Source organism: Prevotella sp., assembly GCF_036570325.1.
In the GTDB taxonomy this organism is placed as follows: domain Bacteria; phylum Bacteroidota; class Bacteroidia; order Bacteroidales; family Bacteroidaceae; genus Prevotella.
On sequence record NZ_DATCYK010000056.1, the window covers coordinates 665,062 to 677,041 of the forward strand.

11 protein-coding genes are annotated in these 11,980 nt (G+C 41.3%); 5 read left to right on the plus strand and 6 right to left on the minus strand.

All coding sequences use genetic code 11. The annotated features are described in order from the left end of the window. Window position 1: 1 nt before the first annotated feature. The 4 genes from VIR50_RS06955 to VIR50_RS06970 all read right to left on the minus strand — a co-directional run bounded on the left by VIR50_RS06955 (window position 2) and on the right by VIR50_RS06970 (window position 4,708). Window positions 2-1,525 carry a DUF4301 family protein gene (locus VIR50_RS06955; protein ID WP_331934408.1) on the minus strand — a complete coding sequence of 508 codons (1,524 nt, stop codon included), beginning with the start codon at window positions 1,523-1,525 and terminating at the stop codon, window positions 2-4. A gap of 20 nt (window positions 1,526-1,545) precedes the next feature. Beyond that, window positions 1,546-2,175, minus strand: a complete 630-nt coding sequence (locus VIR50_RS06960; protein ID WP_331934534.1) for a DedA family protein — start codon at window positions 2,173-2,175, stop codon at window positions 1,546-1,548. 85 nt (window positions 2,176-2,260) lie between these two features. Further along, window positions 2,261-3,979 (minus strand): glutamine--tRNA ligase/YqeY domain fusion protein, encoded by a 1,719-nt coding sequence (locus VIR50_RS06965; RefSeq protein WP_331934409.1) that lies wholly within the window; start codon window positions 3,977-3,979, stop codon window positions 2,261-2,263. A 75-nt stretch (window positions 3,980-4,054) separates the two neighbouring features. Continuing rightward, window positions 4,055-4,708, minus strand: coding sequence for a carbohydrate-binding family 9-like protein (locus tag VIR50_RS06970; RefSeq protein WP_331934410.1), 654 nt, complete (start codon window positions 4,706-4,708; stop codon window positions 4,055-4,057). 201 nt (window positions 4,709-4,909) lie between these two features. On the opposite strand from VIR50_RS06970, the gene VIR50_RS06975 reads away from it, so the two are divergent. Beyond that, a complete protein-coding gene (locus VIR50_RS06975) occupies window positions 4,910-5,611 on the plus strand; it encodes an iron-sulfur cluster assembly scaffold protein (RefSeq protein ID WP_331934411.1) in 702 nt (233 codons plus the stop codon). A gap of 15 nt (window positions 5,612-5,626) precedes the next feature. Continuing rightward, complete coding sequence (locus VIR50_RS06980; protein ID WP_331934412.1) at window positions 5,627-6,637, plus strand: GGGtGRT protein; 1,011 nt, start codon at window positions 5,627-5,629, stop codon at window positions 6,635-6,637. A gap of 162 nt (window positions 6,638-6,799) precedes the next feature. On the opposite strand, the gene VIR50_RS06985 is transcribed toward VIR50_RS06980, so the two are convergent. Together VIR50_RS06985 and VIR50_RS06990 are read right to left on the minus strand one after the other, a co-directional pair. Next, the gene (locus VIR50_RS06985; protein ID WP_331934413.1) at window positions 6,800-7,591 is read right to left on the minus strand and encodes a DKNYY domain-containing protein; all 792 of its coding nucleotides are present in this window, start codon (window positions 7,589-7,591) and stop codon (window positions 6,800-6,802) included. Window positions 7,592-8,116: 525 nt separating this feature from the next. Next, complete coding sequence (locus VIR50_RS06990) at window positions 8,117-8,929, minus strand: hypothetical protein (protein WP_331934414.1); 813 nt, start codon at window positions 8,927-8,929, stop codon at window positions 8,117-8,119. A gap of 118 nt (window positions 8,930-9,047) precedes the next feature. Between VIR50_RS06990 and VIR50_RS06995 the strand changes: the two genes are divergently transcribed. Genes VIR50_RS06995 through VIR50_RS07005 form a run of 3 tightly spaced genes read left to right on the plus strand, consistent with a single transcriptional unit; the run spans window position 9,048 to window position 11,946 of the window. Beyond that, window positions 9,048-10,322: a replication-associated recombination protein A gene (locus VIR50_RS06995; RefSeq protein ID WP_331934415.1), complete on the plus strand. Its 1,275-nt coding sequence runs from the start codon at window positions 9,048-9,050 to the stop codon at window positions 10,320-10,322. A 9-nt stretch (window positions 10,323-10,331) separates the two neighbouring features. After that, window positions 10,332-11,288, plus strand: coding sequence for a D-2-hydroxyacid dehydrogenase (locus VIR50_RS07000; protein WP_331934535.1), 957 nt, complete (start codon window positions 10,332-10,334; stop codon window positions 11,286-11,288). A 22-nt stretch (window positions 11,289-11,310) separates the two neighbouring features. Continuing rightward, complete coding sequence (locus VIR50_RS07005; protein WP_331934416.1) at window positions 11,311-11,946, plus strand: trimeric intracellular cation channel family protein; 636 nt, start codon at window positions 11,311-11,313, stop codon at window positions 11,944-11,946. Window positions 11,947-11,980: the final 34 nt, after the last annotated feature.

Sequence of the window (11,980 nt, forward strand, 5' to 3'; positions counted from 1 at the left end):
ATTATTGGTGCTGATCCCTCAACAAGTCATTTACAACCTTAACAGGATTAAATGTATTGAGCGGAACTTCTACAAATATCGTATTCCAATCACTCATAGCTCCATTCCACAAACCGGGAAGCTCAAGCGCCTTTAATTCTTTTCCATTCTTGCTCTTGTGACTGATAAAGCCCGTTGACTTATCTACATAGTCAGGAAGATTGAATTTATTTCCTTTATAATCGTGAGTTGCGCAAACAAGATCTACCGGATTAAAGTGAGTTCCATCTGTAAACATCTGCATAAACTCAGCGTTGTGTGTATCAATTTGGCTACTTTCAAGAATTTGCAAGCTGATAGTCCCGTCTTGATTATATACAAGGAAGGGGCCGCCACCCGGTTCACCTACATTCCTGACAACACCACATACTCTCATAGGCCGATTTAGTTTTGCTTTAAGATAACATACTAAGTCCTCATCACCTAAATCTTTGATATTATCTTTCAAACAACATAAATCTTGTTGTAAGAACCTTATGATATTTTCCAATACGTCATGATCGTATTTACCACTATCCAACACGTTCAAATACTCAAAAGCCTGCTTTTGCTTTTCCACCAAGACTCCGGCAATCACTTCCTTATAGGCAACTGTGTCTGCCTTTAAACGATCGGGGGTTACATTATCTATATTCTTAATGAAGACCACATGGGCGTCCATATCATTAAGATTCTCTATCAACGCGCCATGACCTCCGGGACGAAAGAGTAGGGAACCATCTTCATTTCTAAACGGCGTATTATCCATATTAGCGGCAACTGTATCCGTATTAGACTTCTGTTCTGAGAAAGAGATTTCAAACTTTACATGCAACTTGCCTTCAAATAAAGTTTTCTTAGCTTCCACTTTCTGCTTGAACAAATCCAAATGCTCATGGCTAACGGTGAAATGTACACTTGCCATACCATTAGCACTTGCATATAAAGCAGCCTCTACCAAATGCTCTTCCATAGGCGTACGAGAACCATCTTCATAAGAATGGAAAAGTATCAGTCCTTTTGGTAACTGCCCATAGTTGAGCCCCATAGGAAGCAACATGTTCTTTACAACATCTTTATATAGGCCCGCAGCGACAAGCTCTTGTATAGTCTTGCCCGTATTCTTTACACAAGCGGCGTCTAATGCTTCATACAAAGCAAACTTGCTGATATTCCCAAAGAATTCTTTTTCATAATCAGTAGTCGGTACATCATAATCAGCTTCTATAAAAGCAAATAAGTCTTTAAACATTCTACTGGCCGCACCGCTTGCCGGAACAAATTTCAGTATTCTATTCTTACCACTATTCTTGTAGTCTCTCCAAATCTTTTGATAATGTTCTTTGTCACTATTTTGGATAGACAAGATACCCTGCCCAATAGTAGCCGCAGCCTTAAGTTTCAAATAGGGAAAACCCGAAGATAACTGCTCCAATTGATTCAGTACCTGTTCCTCGGTCATTCCTCGATTGATAATCTGTGTTTTGTCATGTTCTGTTAGTAGCATAATCATTCCTCCAATTAAAGTTAGTGTTTATTATTTTTTCGTAATAGATATTTTATCAAGAAGAAACCTACAACTATCACCACCAATCCCAGCACTACATATTTAATATATTCGCTGTATTGCTCAATGGTTTGGTAAAGTTTATCTTCAGGAACGATAGAGTAGAGATACCATCCTAAAAAGGCCAATATACAATTCCATATTCCGGCACCTATTGTTGTATAAAGTATAAATTGGCCATAGTGCATTTTAGCTAAGCCGGCCGGGATAGAGATAAGATGGCGAATGCCGGGGATTAACCTACCCGTGATTGTGGCAAACATGCCATGGTTATTGAAATATTGTTCACTTTGCTCTACCTTCTGCTGATTAAGCAGACAGAGTTTACCTAATTTACTTTCGGCAAACCTATATATAATAGGGCGTCCCAAATAATAACCGGCTATATAATTGATAGTAGCTCCACAATCGGCTCCTATCGTCGCAAATAGAATCACAAGCCAAATATTCAAGTTTCCACCAGCCGCATGGTAGGCCGCAGGCGACACAACAAGCTCAGAAGGAACGGGGATAACCGTGCTTTCCAAAAGCATGAGGAACCAAACTGTAAAATAATTCAGATTGTTTAATAAAGAAGAGAAGATAGACATCATCACTGGTAAATGTTATAGATAAATATTGGGACAAAAAAATTCAATGGGCCATAGAAATATCCTATGGCCCACCATTGTGTGTTTATTTAGTACTAAGTTTTGCCCATGTATCCTTTAAACCCACAGTCTTGTTAAAGACTAAATGTTCAGCCGTTGAATCCGGATCCTTCATGAAATATCCAATTCGCTGGAATTGCAAGTATTCACCGACATTCTTCGTCGCAACATAGTTCTCCACATAACAGTGCTTGCGTACGATAAAACTATCTTTATTGAGTAATTCCAAGAAGTCACGCTCATCAGAAGAAGGATCCTCTACGGTGAAGAGGCGGTCATATTCTCTTACTTCCGCTTCTTGACAATAGTCTGAAGATACCCAATGGAGTGTTCCTTTTACTTTTCTGTTAGCTCCGGACTCGCCACTCTTACTGGTAGGATCATACTCAGCCTGAATCTCTATAATATTTCCATCACTGTCTTTTGTACATCCTGTGCAAAGAACAATATACGCATTCTTCAGTCGTACTTCCTTTCCGGGGGTCATACGGAAGAATTTCTTAGGCGCATCTTCCATAAAATCCTCACGCTCTATCCAAAGATTCCTCGAGAACTCTATTGTATGCGTTCCGTCATTTTCGTTTTCCGGATTATTAACAGCTTCCAACTCTTCCATCTGTCCCTCCGGATAATTGGTAATTACCAACTTTACCGGATCCAGCACAGCACTTACACGACATGACTTTTTATTCAAATCCTCACGTACACAAGACTCCAGCAAAGCGATGTCATTCAACGCATCAAATTTCGTATAACCAATAGAATCTATGAAATTCTTGATACTTTCCGGACTATAACCACGTCTGCGCATACCACACAAGGTCGGCATTCTTGGGTCATCCCATCCATTAACAAGTTTCATGTCTACCAAAGCATGCAATTTACGCTTGCTCATGACAGTATAGGTAAGGTTCAACCGATTAAACTCGATCTGTCGGGGACGATAGCCAACAACCTCATCGGTCGCACCTTCCATTTCAATCAGGAAATCGACAAACTTGTCATAGAGTGGGCGATGGGGAACAAACTCCAATGTGCAAATACTATGTGTAACACCCTCAAAGTAATCACTCTGACCATGAGCAAAGTCATACATAGGATAGGCATGCCATTTCGTGCCGGTACGATGATGCGAAGTTTGAATAATTCTATACATAATCGGATCACGGAAGTGCATATTTGAATTGGCCATATCCAGCTTTGCCCGCAGTACCATGCTTCCTTCTACGGCTTCCGGAGTATTCATCTTCTCAAACAACCTAAGGCTCTCTTCTATGGGTCTGTCTCGGTAGGGACTGGCAATACCGGGAACAGTAGGGGTGCCTTTTTGTTCGGCAATTTGCTGTGAGGTCTGCTCATCTACGTAAGCAAGCCCCTTCTTGATCATCCAAACGGCAAAAGCCCAAAGCTTTTCAAAATAATCGGAAGCATAATATATGTTTCCCCACTGAAAACCAAGCCATTTAATATCATTCAAGATATTATCAACATACTCTGTATTTTCTTTGCTCGGATTCGTATCATCAAACCTTAGATTACAAACGCCGTGATACTTTTCCGCAACACCGAAGTCCATACAGATGGCTTTGGCATGCCCTATATGCAGATACCCATTAGGTTCCGGCGGAAAACGAGTTTGTATTCGTCCGCCATTCTTACCTTCTTCGAGGTCTTTTTCTACCAACTGCTCTACAAAGCTCAGTCCACGCTTTTCTTCCTTGGATAAATCTTCTATAACTGCCATAATGCTTTATCAACTATTTTAGTATGCAAAAGTAATAGAAAAGTATCAATTTGCAAAATAAAACGCCCGCTTATATCATTTCATCACTACATTGCCAAAGAAATCTGGACGATGAAAATCAGGAGATTTAATATCAATCTTATTCCATGAAAGAAAATGAGGCTGTGCCAACTTATCGCCACATTTATAAATATTGGCTTTAAGACTTAATCCATTAAGAGTTTGAATAGATGATTTGAACCACGCTTCTTTGGGTATGACCAAAACCATTTGCCATGAAACATCTCCCGACTTAAGTTCAAAGTCGTCAGTACCCAAGGAACTCCAACGTTTCACCATTTCAAGCACTTCTACGGGCGCCAAAGTTCTACCTTCTCTTACCGGTCCACAGCCAATCAACAGCCTTCCGGTGCAATTACACTCCATATTATAATAAACATCTTCCCCCGGTAGTTGGGTGAAAAGCTCACAACAAGAATCTTCCCATACTCTTCCGTTATCTTTCCCCGCTACAGAAGCTACGCTGTTTTCCCTGACTTTATATTCTATAATGACATTATCACCGGTATGGGCCATTCTAAACGCGAATTCGGGCTTATAGGGGTAATCTGAAGCCCAATTGACATTGTCAACCGGAACATAATCAATGCCGTTCTTATCGAACAACTCATTTGCGGAAGTAAAATCAAAAGGTACTTTTTCTACTTTTGGTATTTCAATATGGTTCATAATCATGAGATTAGTGATTGAATAAATTTATTTCTATGCAAAAATAGGAAAAACTTAATAGGGATAGGTACAAAATCATGTTAATAATAGAAAAACAAAACATGGCTTATGGCATTTTACACAAGTTTTTCTTACTTTTGCAAAGCATTTGCAGACAAATTGATTATTCTATTATTTTATTATTCATAAATAATACACAAAATGATTTATTCAAAAGAAGTAGACAACATGTGTGTTGTCGCCAAAGGTCCTAATCATGGTCCTGCTCCAATTCCTGAAGAAGGGAAATGGATTCAAGCAAAAGAGATTAAAGACATCTCGGGTTATACACATGGTGTAGGCTGGTGTGCTCCCCAGCAAGGAGCATGTAAACTGTCTCTTAACATCAAGGATGGTATTATTCAAGAAGCGTTGGTTGAAACAATCGGTTGTACCGGTATGACCCATTCAGCCGCTATGGCTTCAGAAATACTTCCGGGTAAGACTATTCTTGAAGCGCTCAACACCGACCTTGTTTGCGATGCTATCAACACAGCTATGCGCGAACTCTTCCTTCAGATTGTTTACGGACGTAGCCAGAGTGCTTTCTCTGAAGGCGGTTTGGTTATTGGCGCCGGCCTTGAGGACCTTGGCAAGGGACTCCGTAGCCAAACAGGTACACTTTACGGAACAGTAGCTAAGGGTACAAGATACCTCGAGCTCACCGAAGGCTATATTACCAAGCAATTCCTTGATAAGGACAATCAAGTCTGTGGATACGAGTATGTTCACCTTGGCAAGATGATGGAAGCTATCAAGAATGGCATGGACGCCAATGAGGCTGTTAAGAAATTCACAGGTCGTTATGGTCGTACAAGTGAGGAGCAGGGTGCTGTCAAATTTATTGATCCACGTAAAGAATAATAAGGAGATACTACAATGATTAGAATAGTAAGTTTTGAAAGCCAAGAGCGCCGTATGGACCAAGTCCTCGCCGCTTTGAAAGAGAACGGTATCAACAGTATCGAAGAGGCTAATGAGATTTGCGAGAATGCAGGTGTTGATCCTTATTTGCAATGTGAGGAAACCCAACGCATTTGCTTTGAGAATGCTAAATGGGCCTACGTTTGCGGTACAGCCATCGCTATCAAGAAGGGCGCCAAGAGCGCTGCCGACATAGCAGAGGCTATCGGCATTGGTCTGCAGAGTTTTTGCATCCCCGGCTCAGTGGCCGATGATCGTAAAGTTGGTTTGGGACATGGTAATCTCGCTGCCCGCTTGCTGCGTGAAGAAACCGAATGTTTCGCTTTCCTCGCCGGCCATGAGTCATTTGCCGCAGCAGAAGGCGCTATCAAAATCGCCGAAATGGCTAACAAGGTTCGTCAAAAACCATTACGTGTTATCCTGAACGGATTAGGTAAAGACGCCGCTATGATTATCAGCCGCATCAATGGTTTCACTTATGTTCAGACTCAGTTCGACTACTACACAGGTAAGGTTAACGTCGTAGAGGAAGTAGCTTACTCAGACGGTCCTCGTGCCAAAGTAAAGTGCTACGGTGCTGATGACGTTCGTGAAGGCGTAGCCATTCTTTGGAAAGAGAACGTAGACGTATCTATCACCGGTAACTCAACTAACCCAACACGCTTCCAGCACCCTGTAGCCGGAACTTATAAGAAAGAGCGTGTAGCTGCTGGTAAGCCTTACTTCTCTGTTGCTTCAGGTGGTGGTACCGGTCGTACACTCCACCCGGATAACATGGCCGCAGGTCCCGCTTCGTATGGTATGACCGACACTATGGGTCGTATGCACTCTGACGCTCAGTTTGCCGGTTCATCATCGGTTCCTGCTCACGTTGAAATGATGGGCTTCCTCGGTATGGGTAACAATCCTATGGTTGGTGCAACCGTAGCTATCGCCGTGGCAACTTCACTCGCCTTGAATAAGTAAAGAATTACTTGCTGCATTTTAAATGCAGAGTTATATTATATAAGCGGGGCCGGGTAATCTTTTTACTCGGCCCGCTTTATTTTTTAAGCAATAAAATTTTAGCGAATTATTTGAGGAAAGAGATGATGATTAAATACTAGCACTTGGCAGCGTCCCATTTATTCAGTCGACATGCTGATTGTTAGCTACTTCTTTATAACTATTCAATCTTTTTTCAAATCTCTCATAAGATACTTCTACTTCTCCTGCATAATATCTATTATCACATACTAAAAGCCGAATACTTCGCATGGCTTTTAGAACCTCGTTTGGTATATGGACCATCTCAATAGAAGCCTCTCGTATCATTTTGTTCTCAAAAAACAGCTTACCATTGCTTATGTAATAGCCACAATATACGCTATCAACAATTTTCCGAAAATCCTTAGCCGTTGCTCCTGCCACAATTTTTCCAAAGGCATAAACTTTCTCATTATCCATCCCTAAAACTCCATCATGTAAAGAAATAAAATACTTTGCATTTACACTTGTCAATTTGGTTAAGCCGTCATTCCAATGTGCATGATACCATATCGTGTTGTCAATTTTAATATAGCCATAAGCTGACACCTCCGAAGAACCATACCATAGACCATCGTCTAAGGTTTGTACAACAGAATCATTACTGACTTTCACACATCCATTTTCTGTGATTACATGACTATTGCTTTTGACAAAAGCATGGTTTAATATCGTGAAACCATTAGGAGATACACCACGCAATAGTTTATTTTCAAGAAATACCCGTTCGTCATCATAAGCAAAATTTCTCCAACATCTCATCTTTTCAGGATGAGCATTCTTTAAGGGAATATTATTTCGCTCATAAAAAACAAGTTTACCATCCGTCCAAAAATAACAGTCGTTTTCTTCACTTTCAAGGGCTGAATGACAATTCAATCTAATAGCTTCCATCGTATTTCTTTACTAAATTGCTAATGTTATACTTACAGCAAAATCGGCTGTTATTTTATGTTAGCATATCACTTTTGCTAACAAATATAGAAAAAGTGCAGTACACTACAAACAGTGTACTGTATTTTTTCGGCAAATCAGACGGTATTTAACATTTATCGATTTCCCCTACTTTTTTCCTTTGCTACTCCAACTGGCTTTCCCTTGACGAGCGTTATTCATGGCTAACGTTCTTCACGGATGTTTCCATGAACATCTGTATTTTCATTTGAATGAGGTAATCCTATCCACACTTTCGGAAAGTTAATGTATCCGGCAAAGGAATTAGCCGCCTTTAAGACTCTCAAAGCACTGCTTCTACAAGGCCAAAAGCCCTCTTTGGGCGCCTCAAAAGGCAACTATTATAAGTTAGAAATAAGCTAATAACAACAAAGAACAATAAACAGTAAAGCCAATTCTCTAAGAAAAGAATTGGCTTTACCATATATGATTATTTTTGATTACACTATTTTCAAGACCTCAATATTAATATTCGTCCTCGTCACTGACGTCCTCGGCCTCCATGTTCAAGTCGTCCGGATTTTCATCAAACGTAGTGCGATAACTTTCTTCGGTCAACTTGTCTTCATCGAAAAGACCATCGTCTTCGTCAGGATCATTGTAATGATCGTCCTCTTCGGGCAGGTCCTCCTCTTCTTCCAAGTCTCTACCAAGCACGTCATTATCCAACTCATCCTCCGTCTCAAACCTCACTCTAGGACGTTCCACTTCAGGTTTTTCCTTTGCGAAGATAGCCTCTATCCATAGACCTTTGGGAATTTCAAGCACCTCAAAACCATCATTGACTTTCTTCTCATACATTCCACCCGGCTTATGAAGTCTGTTAGCCGGCAATGTAGTGGTGCTAATATCAAAGCCACTTTCAATAATATCTTGAATACTTTGTGAAAGACTATCCCAGCCTCCACCGAAATTTCGCTCAAGAACCTCTATAAGTTTCGATGCGGAAATATGACGGATATTCTCGTAGGTAAGGTCGGTAACCCGCATGATGGGCTTTTTCTTCAAGCCAACCTTCATCTTAGTGCTGTCATCTATGCGAATAATACCGGTCTTAAAGCCACGGGCCTCAATCTTCTTGACTATCTCAGGTTTATCAATTTTGATTTCCTCAATATCATAGGCGCTCCTAATAATATCGGTGTAGTGCCGTACATTATCCTTCAGATCAATATCCTTTTCGGCAGCTTCCCACATCCTGAAAACATCATTTTCCTGAGTGTCCCATACATTACTTTTATTTAACGTTTTGAGTGTCAAAGCTTTTAGTTCTTTCATACGTACAATCTATATTTCATTTGGCTGCAAAAGTATATACTTTGACCCATATTCACAAACTTTTCTATACTATTTTTTGCCCATCTATTATATATTTTCTATTTTTGCAAATACAATTATGAGCGAACCTTTAGCAGAAAGAATGCGTCCTCGGACATTGGATGATTACGTCGGTCAGCAGCATTTGGTGGGCAAGAATGCCGTACTGAGAAAAATGATTGATTCCGGCCATATTTCGTCTTTTATCCTTTGGGGACCGCCGGGAGTAGGCAAGACCACGTTAGCACAGATTATAGCTAACAAATTGGATACGCCATTTTACACCTTGAGCGCAGTGACCAGTGGTGTAAAAGATGTGCGTGAGGTTATAGAACGTGCTAAAAATAATCGTTTCTTCAGTTCGCAATCACCTATTTTATTTATAGATGAAATCCATCGTTTCAGCAAATCTCAACAAGATTCCCTGCTGGGAGCCGTGGAGAGAGGCATTGTCACCTTAATTGGTGCAACTACGGAAAATCCTTCATTCGAGGTTATTCGCCCCCTGCTGTCACGTTGTCAGCTTTATGTCTTAAAGTCATTGGATAAAGACGACCTATTAGCACTTCTCCAAAGAGCTATCAGTCATGATATTGAACTGAAAGAAAAGAAGATAACGCTAAGCGAAACAGATGCGCTTCTTAGATATAGCGGAGGAGACGCACGCAAACTATTGAATATTTTAGAACTGGTCATCGATGCGACCGGCTCCGACGATATAGAGATTACGGATGATATTGTAGTCAATAGACTGCAACAAAATCCATTGGCTTATGATAAAGACGGCGAAATGCACTATGACATTATCTCGGCCTTTATCAAAAGCATAAGAGGAAGCGATCCTGACGCGGCGCTTTATTGGATGGCACGAATGATACAAGGAGGGGAAGACCCTAAGTTCATAGCCCGTAGGTTAGTCATCAGTGCCGCAGAAGATATTGGATTGGCCAATCCCAATGCTTTACTATTAGCCAATGCCGCATTTGACGCCGTAACCAAGATAGGATGGCCTGAAGGACGAATCCCCTTGGCGGAAGCTGTGGTCTATTTGGCGACAAGCCCTAAGAGCAACTCTGCCTATATGGGCATTGCCACAGCGTTACAGACGGTAGAACGGACCGGAAATCTTCAAGTACCGCTCCATTTGAGAAATGCTCCCACAGAACTAATGGCCCAATTGGGCTACCATGATGGCTACAAGTATAGCCATGATTATCCTAACAACTTCGTAGAGCAGCAGTATCTGCCCGACGAAATAAAAACACAACGCATTTGGCACGCCCAACATTCGCCTTCGGAAGAAAAGCAATACCAGCAAATGCTGAAACTATGGGGCGACCGATATAAAGATTAAACAAATATGATGAAGATTGTTGAATTAGACGGCTTTGCCGCCAATCCCGGGGATTTGTCTTGGGAAGGATTGAAAGAATTTGGTGAATTAGTGGTATTTCCACGCACACCCGCAGATAAGGTTATCGAACGAGCTTCGGACGCTGATATTATTTTGGTGAATAAAATTAAAATCACCGATGAAATGATGGCCCAATTGCCTAACCTTAAATATATAGGAGTGTTGGCCACAGGCTACAACACCATAGACATCGCCGCGGCTAAACGAAGAGGCATTATTGTAACTAATATTCCGGCATATAGCACGGATAGTGTCGCTCAAATGACCTTTGCGCATATCCTGAATGTATATAATAGGGTAGACCATTACGCAGAGCAAACACGTAATGGACGCTGGAGCGCTAATCAGGACTTCTGCTATTGGGACACTCCCGTGCATGAGTTGGCTGGGAAAACGCTCGGTATTATCGGTCTTGGCAATATCGGCTGTAAAGTAGCTTGCATTGCCCGTAATTTTGGTATGGACGTGTTTGCCTTTACAAGTAAGAACTCAGCAGACTTACCGTCAGGCATTCAGAAAACAACATTTGAGGGTTTGCTATCTGCCAGTGACATTCTAAGTCTGCATTGTCCCTTAACAGAAACCACCCGACATCTTATTAATAAAGAGACGCTGGGCAAAATGCGTAAGGGAGCAGTCATAGTAAACACAGCCCGTGGTCCTATCGTTGATGAGACTGCCGTGGCTGAAGCATTGGCAAATGGTAACCTCAGCGCTTACTGCGCAGACGTAATGGAGAAAGAACCGCCTGCAAGCGATAATCCTTTGTTTGCACAACCCAATGCATTCATAACTCCTCACATAGCATGGGCCACCAAGGAAGCCAGAACACGTTTGATGGAGATTTGCATTTCTAATGTAAAAGCTTTCGTCGAAGGACACCCTGTCAATATTGTCAACCCCTAATGGAGCTTAGGCAAATTATCTCATGTTTTATCAAGACCCAGACTTCGTTCACTCCATTCAGCAAATTCTTGAATTTGTAGGAACCTTAGCCTTTGCAATATCCGGCATTCGACATGCCGCATCAAAACAATTCGATTGGTTTGGAGGATTTGTATGTGGCTTCGCTGTAGCGATAGGGGGAGGAACAATCCGTGATGTCATGCTTGGAGTGACGCCGTTTTGGATGACTTCGGCACTCTATATAGGCTGTACTTTTTTTGCACAAGCATTAGTAATACTATTTGCCAAGTCATTGAAACGTCTTGATAATGCGTGGTTTGTATTCGATACACTCGGCTTGGCTTTGTTCACTATCGCGGGTATTCAAAAGACACTGCAATGTGGTCATCCCATGTGGGTGGCTATCATAATGGGCTGTATAACCGGTGCCGCAGGTGGTGTGATACGAGACATTCTACTCAATAAGGAACCCGTTATTTTTCAAAAAGAGATATATGCCATGGCAAGTGTGGCAGGTGGATGTCTCTATTGGTTGATGGTAGGTGTCAATATCAATATCGCTGTGACCGCAGTGTCAACATTCTTACTTATTTGCCTGATTCGATATTTGGCTGTTAAATATCATATCTCATTACCAAAATTAAAGAGCGAGGAGTAATTCCTCGCTCTTTAATTTTACCATTTACCTTACG